The organism is Streptomyces sp. NPDC037083, from assembly GCF_055606485.1.
On the sequence record NZ_JBVJSQ010000008.1, the window covers coordinates 199,218 to 217,845 of the forward strand.

The 18,628-nt window shown below is 72.3% G+C and carries 17 protein-coding genes; 9 read left to right on the plus strand and 8 right to left on the minus strand.

What is annotated here, in order from left to right; translation table 11 throughout:
• Window positions 1–12: 12 nt before the first annotated feature.
• The 6 genes from ACZ7DE_RS22785 to ACZ7DE_RS22810 are packed head-to-tail and all read left to right on the plus strand — an operon-like array spanning window position 13 to window position 4,089.
• Entirely contained in the window at window positions 13–456 is a 444-nt protein-coding gene (locus ACZ7DE_RS22785) for a cupin domain-containing protein (protein ID WP_470763951.1), read from the plus strand.
• Window positions 453–1,721 carry a beta-ketoacyl-[acyl-carrier-protein] synthase family protein gene (locus tag ACZ7DE_RS22790; protein ID WP_470763952.1) on the plus strand — a complete coding sequence of 423 codons (1,269 nt, stop codon included), beginning with the start codon at window positions 453–455 and terminating at the stop codon, window positions 1,719–1,721. The genes ACZ7DE_RS22785 and ACZ7DE_RS22790 overlap by 4 nt, the downstream gene beginning before the upstream one ends.
• A complete protein-coding gene (locus ACZ7DE_RS22795; protein WP_470763953.1) occupies window positions 1,718–2,968 on the plus strand; it encodes a ketosynthase chain-length factor in 1,251 nt (416 codons plus the stop codon). Before ACZ7DE_RS22790 ends, ACZ7DE_RS22795 begins: the two co-directional genes overlap by 4 nt.
• 33 nt (window positions 2,969–3,001) lie before the next feature.
• The gene (locus ACZ7DE_RS22800) at window positions 3,002–3,256 is read left to right on the plus strand and encodes an acyl carrier protein (protein ID WP_470763954.1); all 255 of its coding nucleotides are present in this window, start codon (window positions 3,002–3,004) and stop codon (window positions 3,254–3,256) included.
• Window position 3,257: 1 nt separating this feature from the next.
• Window positions 3,258–3,737 (plus strand): SRPBCC family protein, encoded by a 480-nt coding sequence (locus ACZ7DE_RS22805; RefSeq protein WP_470763955.1) that lies wholly within the window; start codon window positions 3,258–3,260, stop codon window positions 3,735–3,737.
• A gap of 19 nt (window positions 3,738–3,756) precedes the next feature.
• Window positions 3,757–4,089 (plus strand): TcmI family type II polyketide cyclase, encoded by a 333-nt coding sequence (locus tag ACZ7DE_RS22810; protein WP_470763956.1) that lies wholly within the window; start codon window positions 3,757–3,759, stop codon window positions 4,087–4,089.
• Between the two features lie 107 nt (window positions 4,090–4,196).
• Here the strand turns inward: ACZ7DE_RS22810 and ACZ7DE_RS22815 are convergent, their stop codons facing one another.
• The 6 genes from ACZ7DE_RS22815 to ACZ7DE_RS22840 all read right to left on the minus strand — a co-directional run bounded on the left by ACZ7DE_RS22815 (window position 4,197) and on the right by ACZ7DE_RS22840 (window position 12,496).
• A complete protein-coding gene (locus tag ACZ7DE_RS22815; RefSeq protein ID WP_470763957.1) occupies window positions 4,197–5,264 on the minus strand; it encodes a methyltransferase in 1,068 nt (355 codons plus the stop codon).
• A gap of 77 nt (window positions 5,265–5,341) precedes the next feature.
• On the minus strand, window positions 5,342–6,415 hold the full coding sequence (locus ACZ7DE_RS22820; RefSeq protein WP_470763958.1) for a right-handed parallel beta-helix repeat-containing protein: 1,074 nt from the start codon (window positions 6,413–6,415) through the stop codon (window positions 5,342–5,344).
• A 477-nt stretch (window positions 6,416–6,892) separates the two neighbouring features.
• A complete protein-coding gene (locus ACZ7DE_RS22825; RefSeq protein ID WP_470763959.1) occupies window positions 6,893–9,160 on the minus strand; it encodes a sensor histidine kinase in 2,268 nt (755 codons plus the stop codon).
• A gap of 197 nt (window positions 9,161–9,357) precedes the next feature.
• Complete coding sequence (locus ACZ7DE_RS22830) at window positions 9,358–10,557, minus strand: sugar ABC transporter permease (protein WP_470764252.1); 1,200 nt, start codon at window positions 10,555–10,557, stop codon at window positions 9,358–9,360.
• Between the two features lie 5 nt (window positions 10,558–10,562).
• A complete protein-coding gene (locus ACZ7DE_RS22835; RefSeq protein ID WP_470763960.1) occupies window positions 10,563–11,345 on the minus strand; it encodes an ATP-binding cassette domain-containing protein in 783 nt (260 codons plus the stop codon).
• Window positions 11,346–11,407: 62 nt separating this feature from the next.
• Entirely contained in the window at window positions 11,408–12,496 is a 1,089-nt protein-coding gene (locus ACZ7DE_RS22840; RefSeq protein WP_470763961.1) for a sugar ABC transporter substrate-binding protein, read from the minus strand.
• Between the two features lie 121 nt (window positions 12,497–12,617).
• Here ACZ7DE_RS22840 and ACZ7DE_RS22845 point away from each other — a divergent pair, with 121 nt between their 5' ends.
• Both ACZ7DE_RS22845 and ACZ7DE_RS22850 read left to right on the plus strand, forming a co-directional pair.
• The gene (locus tag ACZ7DE_RS22845) at window positions 12,618–14,963 is read left to right on the plus strand and encodes a SpoIIE family protein phosphatase (protein ID WP_470763962.1); all 2,346 of its coding nucleotides are present in this window, start codon (window positions 12,618–12,620) and stop codon (window positions 14,961–14,963) included.
• The gene (locus tag ACZ7DE_RS22850; protein ID WP_470763963.1) at window positions 14,960–16,039 is read left to right on the plus strand and encodes a sugar ABC transporter substrate-binding protein; all 1,080 of its coding nucleotides are present in this window, start codon (window positions 14,960–14,962) and stop codon (window positions 16,037–16,039) included. Before ACZ7DE_RS22845 ends, ACZ7DE_RS22850 begins: the two co-directional genes overlap by 4 nt.
• Before the next feature lie 19 nt (window positions 16,040–16,058).
• On the opposite strand, the gene ACZ7DE_RS22855 is transcribed toward ACZ7DE_RS22850, so the two are convergent.
• Window positions 16,059–16,343 carry a zinc-ribbon domain-containing protein gene (locus ACZ7DE_RS22855; RefSeq protein WP_470763964.1) on the minus strand — a complete coding sequence of 95 codons (285 nt, stop codon included), beginning with the start codon at window positions 16,341–16,343 and terminating at the stop codon, window positions 16,059–16,061.
• 243 nt (window positions 16,344–16,586) lie between these two features.
• Between ACZ7DE_RS22855 and ACZ7DE_RS22860 the strand changes: the two genes are divergently transcribed.
• A complete protein-coding gene (locus tag ACZ7DE_RS22860) occupies window positions 16,587–17,567 on the plus strand; it encodes an SMP-30/gluconolactonase/LRE family protein (RefSeq protein WP_470763966.1) in 981 nt (326 codons plus the stop codon).
• Window positions 17,568–17,788: 221 nt separating this feature from the next.
• On the opposite strand, the gene ACZ7DE_RS22865 is transcribed toward ACZ7DE_RS22860, so the two are convergent.
• The gene (locus ACZ7DE_RS22865; protein WP_470763968.1) at window positions 17,789–18,487 is read right to left on the minus strand and encodes a LuxR C-terminal-related transcriptional regulator; all 699 of its coding nucleotides are present in this window, start codon (window positions 18,485–18,487) and stop codon (window positions 17,789–17,791) included.
• Between the last annotated feature and the right edge of the window lie 141 nt (window positions 18,488–18,628).

Sequence of the window (18,628 nt, forward strand, 5' to 3'; positions counted from 1 at the left end):
CGGAGGAACGTCGTGATCACATCCCGTCCCAGAGTCGTGGATCTCAGCGAGGTCGAGCCCAACACCCGGCGCGGCGGCGACCTGCGCGCCATGCTCACCCCCGTCACGGTCGGCTCGACCAGCGGTTTCATGGGCGTGGCCCTCATCAAGCCGGGCGACCGCATCGCCGAGCACTACCACCCGTACTCCGAGGAGTTCGTGTACGTCGTGTGCGGGCAGCTGGAGGTGGACCTCGACGGCGAGGCGCAGGCCCTCCAGCCGGAGCAGGGCCTGATGATCCCCGCCCACATGCGGCACCGCTTCCGCAACGTCGGCAACGTCGAGGCCCGCATCGTCTTCCACCTCGGCCCGCTGGCCCCGAGCCCGCCGCTCGGCCACGTCGACACCGAGGAGACCGACGCGGAGCCCGTGGTGATCGGCCCCGAGGCGACCGCACGACGTCGGGTCAGGTCATGACCAGGCGTGTGGCGGTCACCGGCATAGGCATCGTCGCCCCGGGCGGCATTGGCGTGCCGGCGTTCTGGAAGCTCCTCGTCGAGGGGCGCACGGCGACGCGCGGCATCACCTTCTTCGACCCGACGGGGCTGCGGTCGCGGATCGCCGCCGAGTGCGACTTCGACCCGGCGGCCCACGGACTGGACGCCCGTGACGTCGAACGGTGCGACCGCTACATCCAGTTCGCCCTGGTCGCCGGGGAGGAGGCGGTACGGGACGCCGGTCTCGACCTCGCCGCCGAGAACCCCTGGCGGGTCGGCGTCTCCCTGGGCACCGCGGTCGGCGGCACCACCCGGCTGGAGAACGACTACGTCGCGGTCAGCCACGGCGGGCAGCGCTGGGACGTGGACCACCGCGAGGCGGCCCCGCATCTGCAGCGCGCGTTCACGCCCAGCACGCTCGCCTCGACGGTGGCGGAGCGGTTCGGTGCGCGCGGGCCGGTGCAGAGCGTCTCCACGGGCTGCACCTCCGGACTCGACGCGGTCGGGTACGCCTTCCACACCGTGGAGGAGGGCCGGGCCGACATATGCATAGCCGGCGCCTCGGACTCGCCGATCTCCCCGATCACCATGGCCTGCTTCGACGCGATCAAGGCCACCTCCTCGAACAACGACGACCCCGCCCACGCCTCGCGTCCCTTCGACGCCGACCGCGACGGGTTCGTGATGGGCGAGGGCGGCGCCGTGCTCGTCCTGGAGGAGCTGGAGCACGCCCGGGCCCGCGGCGCGCACGTGTACTGCGAGCTCGGCGGGTACGCCACCTTCGGCAACGCCTACCACATGACCGGCCTGACCAGTGAGGGCCTGGAGATGGCCCGGGCCATCGAGGACGCCCTCGACCACGCGCGGGTCGACGCCACCGCGATCGACTACGTCAACGCGCACGGGTCGGGCACCAAGCAGAACGACCGTCACGAGACCGCCGCGGTCAAGCGGGTCCTGGGCGCGCACGCCTACGACACCCCCATGAGCTCCATCAAGTCGATGGTGGGCCACTCCCTGGGCGCGATCGGGGCGATCGAACTCGTCGCCTGCGTCCTGGCACTGGCCCACCAGGTCGTGCCGCCGACCGCGAACTACGAGACGCCCGACCCCGAGTGCGACCTGGACTACGTCCCGCGCGTGGCCCGTGAGCGCAAGCTGGGCAGCGTGCTCTCGGTGGGCAGCGGGTTCGGCGGCTTCCAGTCCGCGGTGGTCATGAACCGGCCGAGGGAGAAGACACGATGAGCGAACCCCTTCCACGGCGCGCCCTCGTCACGGGAATCGGCGTGGTCGCGCCCAACGGAGCCAGCACCGAGACCTTCTGGAAGTCGACCAGGGAGGGCATCAACGTCCTGGACCGGGTCACCCGCGAGGGATGCGAGCACCTCCCGCTGCGGGTGGCGGGCCAAGTGCGCGACTTCGACCCGTCGGCCGCGATCGAGGAGCGCTACCTCGTCCAGACCGACCGGTTCACACACTTCGCGATGGCCGCCGCCGACCTGGCGCTGGACGACGCCGGCCTCGGCCGTCCCGAGACCGACGCCGCGCCGTTCTCCGTCGGCGTGGTCACCGCGGCCGGTTCCGGCGGCGGCGAGTTCGGCCAGCGTGAGCTGCAGCAGCTGTGGGGCAAGGGCAGCCGCTTCGTCGGCCCGTACCAGTCCATCGCCTGGTTCTACGCCGCCAGCACCGGCCAGATCTCCATCCGCCGCGGCTTCAAGGGCCCCTGCTCGGTCGTCGCCGCCGACGAGGCGGGCGGTCTGGACGCCCTCGCCCACGCGGCGCGGGCCGTGCGGCGCGGCACCGACGTGATCGTGGCCGGCGCGACCGAGGCGCCGATCGCGCCCTACTCGATGGTCTGCCAACTCGGCTACGAGGAACTCAGCACGGTCGACGACCCGACCCGCGCCTACCGCCCGTTCACCTCGGCGGCCTGCGGGTTCGTGCCCGCCGAGGGCGGCGCCATGGTCGTGGTGGAGGCGGCGGAGTCGGCCCGGACGCGCGGCGCGCGGGTGCGGGCCGTCCTCGCCGGACACGCGGCGACCTTCACCGGCGCCTCCCGCTGGGCGGAGTCCCGGGAGGGGCTCGCCCAGGCCGTCCGGGGAGCCCTCGAGGAGGCGGACTGCGCGCCGGAGGAGATCGACGTGGTCTTCGCCGACGCCCTCGGCGTGCCGGAGGCGGACCGGGCCGAGGCCCTCGCGATCGTCGACGCTCTCGGACCGCACGGCGCCCGCGTGCCCGTCACGGCGCCGAAGACCGGGATCGGCCGGGGTTACTGCGCGGCGCCGCTGATGGACGCCGCGGCGGCGGTGCTCACCATGGAGCACGGCCTGATCCCCCCGACCCCCAACGTCTTCGACATCTGCCATGACCTCGATCTCGTGACCGGTCGCGCCCGCACCGCCGAGGTGCGCACGGCACTGGTCCTGAGCCGGGGACTCATGGGGTCGAACTCGGCGCTGGTGCTGCGGCACGGCGCCACCGACGCCTCGTAGCGAGGCGCCGCTCAGCAGTAGATGGAGGAACCGATGACCGACCGCATCACCGTGGAAGAGCTGGCCGAACTCATGAAGAAGTCCGCCGGCGTCACCGTCGCACCGGAGCGGCTCAGGGAGCCGGACACCGGCTTCGACGTCCTGGGCGTCGACTCGCTCGGGCTGCTGGGCATCGTGGGCGAGCTGGAGAACCGGTACGGCACGCCGATGCCGCCGGACGCCGAACGCTCCAAGTCGCCCCGCGAGTTCCTCGACCTCGTCAACAGCGCCCTCATGACTGGAGCCTGAGATGACCGGACACACGCAGAACGAGATCACCATCGCGGCCCCCCTGGACCTCGTCTGGGAGATCACCAACGACCTGGAGAACTGGCCGCGGCTGTTCACCGAGTACGCGTCCGTCGAGATCCTCTCCCGGGAGGGACGCAAGACCACCTTCCGGCTGACCATGCATCCGGACGAGAACGGGACCGTGTGGAGCTGGGTCTCGGAGCGCGAGCCGGACCGCGACACGCTCACCGTCAGGGCCCGGCGGGTCGAGACCGGACCGTTCGACCACATGAACATCCACTGGCGGTACGAAGAAGTCCCGGGCGGCACGCGGATGGTGTGGACGCAGGACTTCGCGATGAAGCCGGAGGCGCCGGTCGACGACGACTGGATGACCGACAACATCAACCGCAACTCCAAGGTCCAGATGGGCCTGATCCGGGATCGCATCGAGAAGGCCGCCGCCGAGCGCGGCGCCACGCCCGGACTGACCGACTGAACCGGACGGAGAAGGTCCCATGCACCAGGCCCTGATCGTCGCCCGGATGGCCCCCGGATCGGCCCCTGACATCGCCAAGGTGTTCGAGGAGTCCGACCGGGGAGAGCTCCCGCAGCTCGTCGGCGTCGTCCGGCGCAGCCTCTTCCAGTTCGGCGACGTGTACATGCACCTGATCGAGTCCGAGCGCGAGCCCGGACCCGCCATCGCCCGGATCACCGGACACCCCGAGTTCCGGGACGTCAGCGAGCGGCTGTCCGCCTATGTCAGCGCGTACGACCCCGAGACCTGGCGTTCCCCGAAGGACGCCATGGCGCAGCGCTTCTACCTCTGGGAGCGCGAGCAGGCCGGCTGACCTCGCCGGCCGTCACCGGTCGCCGGGCCCGCGACGCTGCGGGCCCGGCGACCGGTGGTTCGTGGGGGAGGGACGGTGTGCGCGGGACGCGCGAGGACGCGGTCGGATCAGCCGGCGACGTGGCAGTCGAACGCGTGCAGATACGGGTTGACCGGGCTGATGTCGTCGATGACGAGACCCGCGTCGGTCAGCCGGGCGACCATGCTCTCGGTGGTGTGCTTGGCGCCGCCGACGTTGAGGAGCAGCATCAGGTCCATGGCGGTGCTGAACCGCATCGACGGGGTGTCGTCGACGAGGTTCTCGATGACCACGACCCGCGCCCCCGGCCCACCCGCCTCGCGGACGTTGCGCAGCGTGCGGGCGGTGCTCTCGTCGTCCCACTCCAGGATGTTCTTGATGACGTAGACGTCGGCCTTCACCGGGACGGCCGTCCGGACGTCGCCCGGCACGACGCGCGCCCGGTCGGCGAGGTCGCCGCCCGCGAGCAGTCGGGGCACCGCGTTCTCCACCACGCGGGGGAGGTCGAGCAGGCTCCCGTGCATCGCGGGGTACTTGTCCAGCAGGCTCGCCACCACGTGCCCCTGACCGCCCCCGAGGTCGGCGACCGACGAACACCCCGACAGATCGAGGAACTCCGCCACGTCGCGCGCCGACTGCACGCTGGACGTCGTCATGGCGCGGTTGAAGACGTCGGCCGACTCCGGGGCGTCCTCGTTGAGGTAGGGGAAGAACTCCTTGCCGTACAGGTCCTCCACGACGTTGCGGCCGGTGCGCACGGCCTCGTCGAGGAGCGGCCAGGCGTCCCAGGTCCAGGGCTCGGTGCACCACAGGGCGATGGCGCGCAGGCTGTTGGGGTCGTCCTCGCGCAGCAGCCGGGAGACGTCGGTGTGGGCGAACGTCCCGTCGGGCCGCTCGGCGAAGACGCCGTAGCAGGACAGCGCCCGAAGGAGCCGGCGCAGCGGCTTGGGTTCGGTCTTCACCGCGGCCGCGAGGTCCGCCACGGACAGCGGGCTGTCGCCGAGGGCGTCGGCGACGCCCAGCCGGGCGGCCGCGCGCAGGGCGGCGGCGCACGCGGCACCGAAGGCGAGTTCCCTCAGCCGCATGGACGGCGGTGGGGCGGGGGGCGCCCCCTGCCCGAGCGGATCGGGGGCCTTGGGGGGTTGGACGGTCGTCATGTGCCGCCTTCTTTCCTTCTTGGTCCTGGGGGGCCTGGGATTCCTCGGGTCGGCGAACGGCTGCGGTCGGCGGCCGGTCAGCACAGGCCGGCGGGCTGCGACGCCCGGCACGAGTTGCCTTCGAAGGTGTTGCCCTTGCCGGTGTCCGTGTTGATCAGGTCCGCCGGGGAGTTGCCCCGCAGCGTGTTGTCGCTGATCCGGTTCCGGTCGCTGGTGGTGCCGACGAAGCTCTTGAACAGGACGATGCCGCCCGACAGCGGGGACTTGCCCACGTTGTCCTCGATCACGTTGTGCGTGATCAGGCTGTCCTCGGCGCCGGTCAGCACGATCCCGGAGCCCTGCAGGGCGTCCAGTCGGGCGGTCTTGGGGCAGGACTTGTTGTTGCGCTGGATGCGGTTGTCGCGCACGGTCACGAAGCCGGCCTTGGGCTTGTTCTCGTCGCCGACGACGAAGACCGCCGCGCAGTTGCCGGTGAGGCGGTTGTGCGCGACGGTGAGGTTGCGCAGCCGGCGGACGGTGACGCCGATCCGGTTGCCCTCCAGTCGGTTGCGTTCGACGACCGTCCCGTCGGTGTCCGTGGCGCCCTGCTCCTCCTTGACCGTGTTGGCGAGGAAGAGACCCGCGTCGCCGTTGTCCCGGGCGGTGTTGCCCCGGAACACGCCCCGGACGGACCCCTCCTGGGCGATGCCCCACACCCCGTTCTTCACGGCGTGGACGTGACGCACGGTCAGCCGGTCGGTCGCCGTGGCGTAGACGCCGTTCTTCGTGAAGCCGGAGACGGTCAGGGCGGCGACGGTGACGTCCTTGACGCGGTGTTCCTTCGTGCCGACGACGCAGATGCCGTTGCCGCCCGCGGCGCACGTGTCGGCGGCCCTGGCTGCGCCGGCGGCCGGCTCGATCACCGTGTGCCGGCCCATGCCGCGCAGGGTCAGTCCGGGCGTGCTCACGGTGACGCTCTCGTGGTAAGTGCCGAAGGCCAGCAGCACGGTGTCGCCCGGCCGGGCGGCGTCCACCGCCTTCTGGATCGACTCGCCCGGCCGCACCAGATGCACGGAGTGCACGGCGTGCTCGGCGACGGGCGGGGCGACGCCGAGTCCCGCCCCGAGGAGCGCTGCGGTGCACGCCAGGTATGTGATTTGGCATTTCTTCATATTGCGCACGCTATGACCCGAAAGCCGGTGAACCCGCGGGATGGGCCATCCGGCGGCGTGTCCCCCCGGCCGCCGAACGCCGCCGGGGGAGCACGACGCCCCGCGGCGCGATGGTGCGGCGCGATGACCGCTGCACGGCGACTTGCGGCTCGGCGGCCTGCGGTGCGGTGACCGGAGGCGCGCTGACCTGCGGCGCGATGACCTATGGCGTGGCGACCTGCGACGCGATGACCTGCGGCGGGACGACCCGCGGCGCGATGTACCTGAGGCGCGATGACCGCTGTGCGGCGATCTGCGGCGCGGCGACCGGCGGCCGGACGACCTGGGGCACGGCGACCTGCGGCTCGGCGGCCTGCGGTGCGGTGACGCGGACCGACGGCGTGACGAGCGGACCGGGTTGGGGCCTCCGGGGGGTGTCGGGCGGTGGCCTTCACCGGGTCCGGCGGGCCCGTCGCCCGCCGGAGCCGGAGCGCGTGCTCAGCTGCTCTCGGTGGCGGAACGGCGGCCTCCGCCCGGCGTGCGGCGGGGGAGCCGTCGCGGCCGGACGCCGGCGGCCGGGGCGTCCGTCTGCGCGGACGGCGTCCGCACGGCCTCGTCCTGCCATGCCTCGTAGTCGCTGAAGGCGTCACCGGAGTCGGAGCCGCCGAAGGAGGCCGCGCCGTCCGCGTGACCGTGCTGCGGGACGGCCCCGACCGCGGCCAGCGTCAGCGTGTCGGAGTCGGGGAGAGCGTCGGGGGAGCGGTGGGTGATCGTGTCGGGCAGCATGACGAGGGACGTCGTGCCGGACTGCTCGCCGGACGGGCGCAACTGGACGCGGATGCCGTGCCGTTCGGCGAGGCGGCCGACCACGAACAGCCCCATGTGCTGGGAGATCTCGGCGTCGACGGTCGGTGGGTTGGCCAGCTTGTGGTTGATCACCGCGAAGTCGTCCGCCTCCAGGCCGATGCCCTCGTCGTGGATCTCGACCATGATCCGGCCGTCGGGGAGCCGGACGGCGGTGACGCGCACCTGCGAGCGGGGAGAGGAGAACGCGGTGGCGTTCTCCAGCAGCTCGGCGAGCAGGTGCACGAGGTCGGTCACGGCCCGGCCGTGGATCTGGTCGTCCGGGATGCCGGAGAACCGGATGCGCTCGTACTGCTCCACCTCCGACGAGGCGGCACGCAGGACGTCGACCAGCGGCAGCGGCCGGTCCCACTGCTGGGCGGGCTTCTCGCCGCCGAGCACCAGGAGGTTCTCGCCGTTGCGCCGCACCCGTGTGGCGAGATGGTCGAGCCTGAAGAGGTTCTCCAGCTGCTCCGGGTCGGTCTCGTTGTCCTCCAGGCTGGTGATCAGCGCGAGCTGGCGCTCGATCAGGGACTGGCTGCGACGCGAGAGGTTGGTGAAGATCGCGTTGATGTTGCCCCGCAGCAGAGCCTGCTCGGCGGCCAGCCGCACGGCCTCGCGGTGAACGTGGTCGAAGGCCCGGGCCACCTCGCCGATCTCGTCGGTGGTGTCGATCGCGATCGGCGTGACGTGGGTGTCCAGCTGCCCGGCGTCGCCCTGGGACATCTGGTCGATCAGGGCCGGCAGGCGCTTTCCGGCGATCTCGATGGCGGAGGCGCTCAGGCGGCGCATGCCGGTGCTCATCGTGCGGGCCACCCAGGAGGCGAGGAGGAAGGCGGCGAGCACCGCGGCGAGCACGAGGGCGGCGTTGGTGATCGCGTCGCGTCGCGCGTCGTCGGCGATGTCCTGGGCGCCGGCCAGGGCGGCGTCGGCGAGGTTCACCTGGATGCTCCGGTAGGCGTCGAAGCCCAGGGTGGACGCGGCGAAGAACGACTCGGGGGTGATGCCCTGCGCGGCCAGCTCGTCGGCCGGCGCGCCGCTGGAGATCGCGGTGATCATCTCGTCGATGCCGGGCGGGGTGATGTAGGTGCGCCCCGCCGCCGTGGCCTTCGCCGCGGCGTCGGCGTTCTGCTGCTCGCCCCGGGCCTCGGCGTCCGCCAGCGCCTTCTGGAGCCTGGCCATGTCCTCGGTGGTGCCGGCGCCGGCGAACTCCTGGAGTCCCACCTGTTCGAGATAGGCGTAGGAGCGGAAGGAGGCGAGCTGGGCCTCCAGCTCCCCGGCGGCGAGGGCGTCGCGGTCCTCCACCAGCAGGTGCGTGCCGATGGACCGGATCAGGGACTCGGCCGCCTGGGTCAGGGACACGGCGTAGAGCGTCCGGCCGAAGCTCGCCTGGTTGGTGCTGCCGAAGCCCAGTTCGTTCGAGATCTCCATCAGGGGGTGCTGGACGGTGTGGTAGCTCTCCTCCGTCTGCACTCCGGACATCCGGGCGGTGAACGCGTTGGCCCGCACGGCGGGGAGCTGCTTCTCGCCGTCGCGCACCAGCTGCACGCGCCGCAGGAGGCCGCTGGTGCCCGGGATCCGGGCGACCGCCCGGTCGAAGGCCTGCGCGTCCGCGTCGGTGATCCTCCGGGCCTGGACGACCGTGTCTGTCGCCTTCTGCTGGGTCAGCAGCGGGATGACCGACACGTCGCGCTCGTTGATCGCGTCACTCGCGTACTTGTTCGCCGCCTGGACGAGTTCGGCCACGCGGACCGCGTCGTCGGCGTCCTGCCAGGTGTCCACCGAACGTTTCACCCGCACGCCTCCGAGCACGAGGGCGACGAGCACCGGGATCAGCAGAACGGCCCGCAGCCGCCGGCCCACCGGCCAGTTGCGGGTGAGGGATCTTCTTCGTCCCTCCGTCGTGGGTGAGTTGTTCGGCAAGGTTGTCCTATCGCCTGGAACGCCTCGCGCGTGACGCGCCGTCGCCCCCCTCTACGGCGCGTCGGCGGCGCTGCGTTCAAAAGTGGTGCAACTTTCATCAAAATAAGAATGTCGCCACACTAGACCGGACGGCGGTGCGCACACCGGCGAACGGCGAATCAGGGCCGCACGCGACGGCGCTCGGCGCACCGGGCCCGTCAGGCGCGGCCGTGCGCCTCTTGGGAGCGACGCGACAGCGAGTCGATGACCACGGCGGCGAACAGCACCCCGCCCGTGATCACGAACTGAAGTGCCGGGGGAGTGTCCGTGATCGCCATGCCCGAGGCGATCGACTGGATGACGAGCATGCCGAGCACCGCCGACCAGGTCGTGCCGCGCCCGCCGAACAGGCTGGTGCCGCCGATGACGGCCGCCGCGATGGCGTTGATCAGCAGCACGCCCGACCCCGAGCTCTGGCTCACCGAGGTGATGCGCGAGGCCAGGAACAGCCCGCCGATCGCGGCCATCGTGCCCGAGGTGGCGAGCACCGCCGTCTGCACCCAGGTCACGCTGAGGCTGGCGCGGCGGGCCGCCTCGATGCTGCCGCCGAGCGCGTAGACCTGCCGTCCGTAGTGCGTGCGGCGCAGCACGATGTCGAGACCGGCCACCACCACGAGGAAGACCAGCAGGGCCAGCGGCAGGCCCTGGAACCGGTTGAGCAGATACGCGACGGCGAACCCGAGCACCGCGACCCCTCCGGTGCGCACCGCGATGTCGCGCAGCGAGCGGTGCGGCATGCCGACCGCCCTGCGGCGCCGCCGGTCCCGGTCGGACACGAGGAAGACCGCGCCCGCGGCGACCGCCGCCAGGCCGTAGGCGACGGCGTCGTGGGTGAAGTAGTAGCTGGTCAGCCGGGCGACCAGTCCGTCCTCGTCGAGGTTGACGGTGCCGCTGTCGCCGAGGACGGCCAGCATGAGTCCGTTCCAGGTGAGCAGCCCGGCGAGCGTGACCACGAACGCCGGCACCCGGGTCCTGGCGATGGAGTAGCCCTGGACCGTCCCCGCCACGGTGCCCACGAGCACCGCGACGATGAGCGCGAGCCACTCGGGCACCCCGTTCTTCACGTTCAGGACGGCGAAGACGGCCGCCGCCAGGCCGCTGAGCGCCCCCACGGACAGGTCGAGTTGTCCGAGCAGCAGCACGAAGACGATGCCGACCGCGATCAGTCCCGTCCCCACGATGTCCACGCTGAGGTTGGACAGGTTGCGCGGCGAGAGGAAGTTGTCGTTGAGGGACTGGAAGGTGATCCAGACGACGGCCAGGACGAGGACCACGGGGAGCGAGCCCAGCTCACCGGCGCTCAGCTTGCGCCGGAAGAAGGCGGCCGCGGTCCGCATGCCACGGACGGCGGCCCGCATGCTCTTCACCACCCCGCCTCCCGGGCGGCCGGCCGGCGGGGCACGTTCTCGGTGGCGCCGGTGATGGACGAGATGATCTGCTCCTGGGATGCGGTGTTCACGTCGAAGAAGCCGTTGTTGCGACCCAGCCGCAGGACCGCGGCGCGATCCGCGAGAGCCTTCACGTCGCCCATGTTGTGGCTGATGAGCAGGACGCCGAGTCCGCGGTCGCGCAACCGGTCTACCAGGTCCAGGACCTCGGTGGTCTGCTCGAAGCCCAACGCGGCGGTCGGTTCGTCCAGGAGGAGCACGCGCGGGTCGCCGAGGAGCGAGCGGGCGATGGCGACCGTCTGCCGCTGACCGCTGGACAGGGAGAAGACGGGGCCGCGCAGATCGGGCAGCCCTCTGGTCAGCCGTTCCAGCAGCTGCCGGGTGCGGCGCTCCATCTCCACCTCGTCCAGGAACCCGAACCTGCGGATCTCCCGGCCGAGGAACAGGTTGCCGACGACGTCGAGGTTCCCGCAGAGCGCGAGGTCCTGGTAGACGGTGGCGATGCCCAGGTCCCGGGCGTCGTGCGGGCGCCTGATGTGAACCGGCCGCCCCTGCCACTCGATGACGCCCCGCTCGGCGGGCGCGACCCCCGAGATCACCTTGACCAGCGTCGACTTGCCGGCCCCGTTGTCCCCGAGGAGGGCGACGACCTGCCCGGAGTGGATCTCCAGCTCGATGTCGGTGAGGACCTCGACGACGCCGAAGCGCTTGCACACCCCGCGCAGCGCCAGCAAGGGGGGATCCGGCACGGCAACCATCTCCTTCCCCGGGGGCGGCTCGTTCCGCGTCCCGGGCCCGGTGCGGCTCGGGGCGGGTCAGGTCAGGTCAGCCCGGCCCTGGCACAGGCATCCCGCAGCTGCGGGACGCAGATCTGCTGGACCGTGTGCAGGCCGTCCTTGACGACCGTGTCGCCGATGTTGTCGACCGTGACGGACACCGGCGTGAGCAGCACGGACGCGACCGCCTTCCCGTCGCGCGTCGGCACCTCGCCGGTGGCCACGGGGCCCAGGCTCTTCCCGCGCGCCGCCGCCACGGCCATCGCGCCGCCCGCGGCGGCCTCGGGCCCGAACGGCTTGAAGACGGTCATGTACTGGTCGCCGCCGACGATGCGCTGCAGGGCGGAGAGTTCGGCGTCCTGCCCGGTGACCGGCGGCATCGGGTCGACCTTGTTCGACTTCAGGGCGGTGATGCTCCCGCCGGCGAGGCCGTCGTTGGCCGCGTAGACCCCGTCGATCGCGTCGTCGCCGAGAGCCGCGAGGGCGCCGGACATGTTCATGTGCGCGGTCTCCGCCCGCCACTGCGGGGTGTCGTAGGCCTTGCCGATCTTCACCTTCCCGTCGAGCACGGACAGCGCGCCCCGCTGGAACGCCCGGGCGTTCGGGTCGCTGGGATCGCCGTTCATCATGACGATCTGGGCGCCGGGCACCTTGTCGCCCATCGCCTTCAGCAGCGCCCGGCCCTGGAGCCTGCCGACCTCCGTGCCGTCGAAGGAGACGTAGCCGGAGATCGGGCCCTCGGCCAGCCGGTCGTAGGCGATGACGGGGATGTCCGCCTGGTGGGCCTTGGAGACGGTGGGGCCGAGCGCACGTGCGTCCACGGCCACGAGCACGATCGCGTCCACGTCCTTGGTGATCATCGAGTCCATCTGCTCCTGCTGGAGCGCCACATCGCCCTTGGCGTTGGCGTGGTCGATCGTGCAGGCGCCGCACAGATCCCGGATCCTCTCCTCCAGCAGGGGCCTGTCCTGCGTCTCCCAGCGGGCCGTGGTGGCGTCCGGCAGCAGCAGACCGATGCGCGGCCCGTCCTCCCCCTCGGGATCGCTCCCGGTGTTCGTCCCGCAGGCCGCCAGCACGATCGCGGTCAGGACGGCGGTCACGGTGGTGGCGGTCTCCCGTATGCAGGCCTTCATGTGCGATACCTGCCGTAGACGACAATAAGGTGGATATGTTCGGTTGATCCGTATATGCGATTCTGGTGGGTAGGTGCCCCGTTCTCAACCTGTCGGCACCTGCGGCAGGACGGGAGGTACGGTGCGCAGATGCCTCGATCGGGCGCTGACCTTCGCCGGAGCGGCACTGGCAGCGGTCTACGCGCCCGGCGTCGGCGAGGAGCTTCGGCTGGTGGACGCGTCCGGAGGCATTTCCTCCGGGTCCGGGCCGCCGGAGCGCCTGCCGCTGTCCGGTGACTCGCCCGCAGCGCGCGCCTACCGCACGGACCGGCCCCTCTGGCTGACCGCCGACACCCCGCTCGGCGCGCTGCCCCTCGACGCCGACGGCAAGAGGCTGGGCTGCCTCGTCGTCCAGGGGGCTTCCCTGGACGGCTTCGACGTCGAACAGCGCCGGTTCCTGGAACGCTACGCCGACGCGCTCGCCGCACTCCTGCGGCCGGGCCCGACCCCACCGGAACCGACGCCGCTGCTCGCGCCCGCCCTGCGGAGCCTGCGCGTCGGCTCCTTCGTCCTCTTCCCCGACACCGGTCTCGTCGAAGCCGACGACACCCTCCTGGAACTGCTCGGCATCTCCCCCGACGACTTCGACGGCAAGGCCGACACCCTCCTCGCCCATGCCCTCCCGGAGGACATGCACGCCCTGATGTCGGTCCTGGAGCCGTCCGCCGAGCCCTCCGTCCGGCGGGGCCTGGAGTTCCGGGTCCGCGGCCCCACCGGCGAGATGCGCTGGCTGAGCCTGAGCTGCCGCGTCGAGGCCGGCGCCCCCGACGGCGCGGAGCAGGTGCTGGGCGTGGTGACGGCCACCCCGGTGCTGCGCCGCGGCACCGACGACGTCGCCCGCATCCAGTGGCTGACCGCCGCCCTCGACGACGCCGTGACCGTCCGCGACGTCGGCCGCGTGGTGGTCGCCGCCCTGCGCGAACCGCTGGCCGCGGACCGGGTGGCCCTGGCCGCGCTGCAGGACGACCGGCTCCTGGTCACCGTCCTCGATCCGCCCCAGCCCACCGCCTGGCCGCAGGTGTGGCGCTCCGAGTGGCGCACGGAATGGCCCGACGCGCCGCTGCGCGCCCTGCCCACCCTGCAGGCGGCCCTGCGGGACGGGCGGATGGACCTGTGGCCCGCCGGCACCGACCTCGAACCCGGACTGACCGGCATCGGCGACGGCGGACTGGCCGTGCTGCCGCTGCCCGCCAAGGGACAGGTCGCCGGCGTGTGTCTGGTCGGCTGGCAGCGCCCGCACGAGTTCGTCCCCGAGGAACGGTCCCTGCTCACCGCCACCGCGGCCCTGGTCGGCCAGGCCCTCAAACGCGCCCACGCGCACGACGCCGAGCAGGAACTCGCGACCATGCTCCAGCGCAGCCTGCTGCCCCGGCGGCTGCCCGAGCTGCCCGGCGGCACCGCCGTCGCCCGCTACCTGCCCGCCAAACGGGGCCTGCAGGTGGGCGGCGACTGGTACGACGTCATCGCCCTCTCCCAGGACCGGGTGGCGCTGGTGATCGGGGACGTCCAGGGACACAGCGCCGGAGCCGCGACGATCATGGGGCAGATGCGCACGGCGGTCAGGGCCTACGCGATGGAGGGCCACCCGCCCGACGTGGTCGTCTCGCACGCCAACCGGCTCCTCGTCGCCATGGAGACCGACCTGTTCGCCACCTGCTGCTACGCCGAACTCGACATGGAGGAGGGCAACACCCTCTTCGTCCGGGCCGGTCACCTCGCCCCCCTGATCCGCCGGCCCGACGGCGTCGCCGAGGAGGTCGAGGTCGCGGGCGGGCCCCCGCTGGGCATCCTCGCGGAGGCGGACTTTCCCATGACGGCCGTCGAACTGGCCCCCGGCACGGTCCTCGCGCTGGTCACCGACGGCCTGGTCGAGGCCGCCGACCTGCCCCTGGACGAGGGCATGCGCCGCACCCGCGCAGCGCTCGCCGCGGCCGACCCCGCGGACCCGGGCACGATGGCCGACGCACTGCTCGGCGACGCCGGCCGCCGCGAGGACGACGTGGCGCTGCTGCTGCTGCGCTACGACGGCATGAAGACCCGCCCGATCCGGGCCGGCTGGATGGTGTGGCGGCTGCCCGACGCCGTCATGCACGCCCGCCGCTTCACCGCGCGCACCCTGCGCCGCTGGAAGGTCCAGGAGGCGGCCGACGCGGTGCTGCTGGTCGTCTCCGAACTCGTCACCAACGCCCTGGTGCACACCCAGGGACCCGTCCGGCTCGACCTGATCCAGCGCGGCGACCGGGTGCGCGTCTGCGTGAGCGACTCCTCGCCGCGCGCCCCCGCCAAACCGGTCATCGTCGACTGGGAGTCGACCGGCGGCCGCGGCCTGCTGCTCGTCGAGGCCATGTCGGAGTCCTTCGGCTCGGTCCCGGTGGCCGGCGGCAAACAGGTGTGGAGCGAGATCGCCGTACCGGAGGTGACGCGATGATCCGCCGGCAGCACGTCGTCGCGGTGCTCGCCGCGGCGCTCCTGACGACGCCCCTGGCCGCCTGCGGAGACGAGGAGAAGCCGGCCCGGGAGGGCTTCACCGTCGGCCTGCTCCTCCCCAGCCGCACGGTCCCCCGCTGGGAACACTCGGACCGCCCCCTGATCGAGGCGCAGGTGAAGAAGCTGTGCCCCGGCTGCACGGTGGAGTACGCCAACGCCGAGAACGACGTGACCAGGCAGCGGCAGCAACTCGTCACCATGGTCACCAAAGGGGCCAAGGTCCTGATCCTCGACGCCGCCGACACCCGGGCGGTCCGCTCCTCCATCCAGGAGGCGCGCCGGGCAGGCGTCCCGGTCATCGCCTACGACCGTCTCGCCGAGGGCCCGATCACCGGCTACGTCGGCTTCGACGCCCTGCAGATCGGCCGGCTCCAGGGCGAGGCGCTGCTGAAGGCCGAGGCGCGGCGGTCCGGGCGCGCCGACGTCGTCATGATGAACGGCGATCCGGCCAGCCCCAACGCGACCTGGTACAAGAAGGGCGCGATGTCCGCCCTCTCCGGCCGGGTGAGGATCGCCAGGTCCTACGACACCCCCGACTGGAGCACGCAGAACGCCCACGCCAACATGTCGGCCGCCATCGCGGCCCTGGGCCCGGACCGGATCGACGGCGTCCTGGCGGCCAACGACTCCATCGCCGCGGGCGTCGTCACCGCCCTCAAAAGGGCCGGCGTCACGAAGCTCCCTCCCGTCACCGGCCAGGACGCCGACCTCGACGCCGTGCGGCGCATCGTCAAGGGAGAGCAGTACATGACGGTGTACAAGCCGTTCAAGGACGAGGCGGCAGCCGTGGCCACCATGGCCGTCGCCGTCGGGCGGGGCGAGGATCCCCGCGACAGCGCCACCACGACCACCGACAGCCCCACCACCGCGCGCATCCCGTCGGTCCTGCTGACCGCGGACACGGTGACGGTCGACGACATCGAGCGGGTCCTCGTCGACAACGGCGTCTACACCGTCGCCCGGATCTGCACCCCCGAGCTGCGGGCCGCCTGCGACCGGGCCGGACTCACGCGGTGAGCGGGCCGCTCGGCGGCGGTCAGTGCTGGTACGGCTGCTGCTGCGGCTGCCCGTAGGACTGGCCGGCGCTCGTGCCCTGCGCCAGCAGCTGATCCGCCTGTTCCTTGGTCACCTTCTGCTCCGCGCCGCAGAAGGTGCACTGCGTCGCGTACTTCGTCGAGATGGGGAACAGCGGCACGAAGAACAGCGTGAACTTCGTGACCCGCTTCCTGAGGGTGTGCGCGGCGGGGTTGCCGCAGTGGCCGCACACCAGCGTCAGTATCGCCAGCTGGTAGAGGTATCCCTTGGTGCCGAAGATGATCACGCTGTGCTTCCTTCTGGGTGAGTGCCGGTCTGCACGGCACAGTCTGCTGCATGCCGCGTCACCCGCGTGAGCGGCAGCCGGGTCCATGCCGTGGGCCACGCGGGCGATCTCCCGGCCACGGTTGCGGCTGCCGCCGTCGGCGCACCGCCATGGTCGTCTGGCCGCCGCACACCGGCGCGCCTTCCGTCCACTGACGCGTCGCCCACAGGCGTCACTCTCAGCGTCCCCCTCAAGGAGAGGCCCATGCCCCGAATCCCACGGCCGGCGGGCGTCGTCGCCGCCGCACTCGCCCTCGGTCTGCTCGCCGCGTCTCCCGCCCCGGCCTGTGAGACGACCGTCTCGGACCCGCGCGTCGTCGCGCACTTCGACCTCGCCAAGGGCCGGACGCCGGAGAACATCGCGCTCGAACCCGACGGCTCCGCCGACCTGACCTTCGCCGGCGCCCGGCAGGTCGCCAACGTCACCCAGCAGGGCCGGACGCGGATCCTCGCCACCCTGCCCGCCGTCGCGAACCCGAACACACCGGTCGTCGGCGCGGCCGTGGTCCTCGGCATCGCCCGGGCGGAGGACGGCACGCTCTACGTCAACTACGCCACCGGCACCAGCAAGACCGGCATCTGGCGCATCGCCCCGGACGGGAGCGCCCCCCGGCAGATCGCCGAGCTGCCGCCGAACGGATTCCCCAACGGTCTCGCGCTCGACGAGCGCCGGGGCGTGCTCTACGCCGCCGACTCGGTGCTGGGCACCGTCTGGCGCGTGCCCCGTGCGGGCGGCAGGCCCACGGCCTGGGCCAAGGGGGCCGCCCTGGCGCCGGGCACCGGACCGGCCGCGGCAGGAGTCGGAGTCAACGGTCTCAGGATCCACCGGGACGCCGTGTGGGTGTCCAACACCGACGCCGCGGCGCTGCTGCGCATCCCGGTACGCGAGAACGGCTCGGCCGGCGCGATCCAGACCCGGGCCACCGGCCTGGCCGGGATCGACGACTTCGGTTTCGTCGAGCGGCACCGCGACACCGTCCTCGCCGCTCTGATGGTCAGCAGCCAGGTCGCCCTGGTCCGCCCGGACGGCGCCCACACCGTCGTCCTCACCGCGCAGGACGGGCTGTCCAACCCCAGCTCCGTGGCCGTCCGCGGCCGGACCGTCCACGTCCCCAGCGCCGCGTACTTCACCCGGCAGGACCCGAACCTGCTCCTGGCCCGCGTCCGCCAGCGCGCCCGCGACTAGCCCGGGCCCGGGGACCGGTCCGCCCGGCCCCCTCCGGGCGGCCCCCTCCGGGCGGCCCTTTCCTGACCGGACACGTCCAGCCCGCGGTGGCCCCGATCCCGGAGTGCGGGAGCGGGGCCACTCGTGCTGTGCGGCCGGGGTGCGTCGCGGGCGGGCCGGGCGGTCCGTCGGGCGGGGCGGCCGTGAGGCGGGTCCGGCCGCGGGGCGGCGCGGCAGCGGGGTCAGGCGGCGGGGTGGATCAGGCCGTGTTCGTAGGCGAAGGCGACCGCCTGGACGCGGGCGCGAGCGCCGATCTTGGCGAGGATGTGGCTGACGTGGGACTTGACCGTGGTCGGGGCGATGGACAGCCGCGCGGCGATCTCCGCGTTGGACCAGCCGGAGGCGACGGCGAGCAGGACGTCGCGTTCGCGCTGGGTGAAGGCGTCGAGTCCGATCTCCCGCTCGCGAGGCCGAGGGGTGCGCTCGTGGCGGACGGTGTCGATGAGCGCGCGGGTCAGTTCGGGGGTGATGACGGCCTCTCCGGCGGCCACCACGCGCAGGGCCGCGGTCAGTTCGCCGGAGGTGGCGTCCTCCAGGAGGAATCCGCCGGCGCCGGCGCGCAGGGCGGCGTAGGCGTACCACTCGTCGTTGGTGGAGGTCAGGACCAGCACTCGTGGCGGGCGCCCGGCCGCCGCGGCGGGGCTGCCGACCGCCGTGAGGCGCGAAGGCCGGGCGATTCGGCGGATGTTCTCGATGTCCTCGGTCCCGGGACGGCGGCCGCCCATCAGGACGACGTCGGGACGCAGCGCGGCGCTCATGCGGACCGCGTCGGCTCCGTCGGCGGTGTCGCCCACGACGGTCAGATCGGGTTCGGCGGCCAGCAGCATGCGCAGGCCGAGGCGTTGGAGGGAGTGTTCGGTGACGATGAGTACGGAGGCCATGGCTGTCGTTCTCCATGCGGTGAGGGCGAACACCTCTTGTGAACGAAACCGTATCGTTCACTTACTGGCCAGAGTAGACCCCGACGTCATCGAAACGGCATCGTTTCTTCGTGCTGTGGGTCACAGTCGTGGCCGCACGAA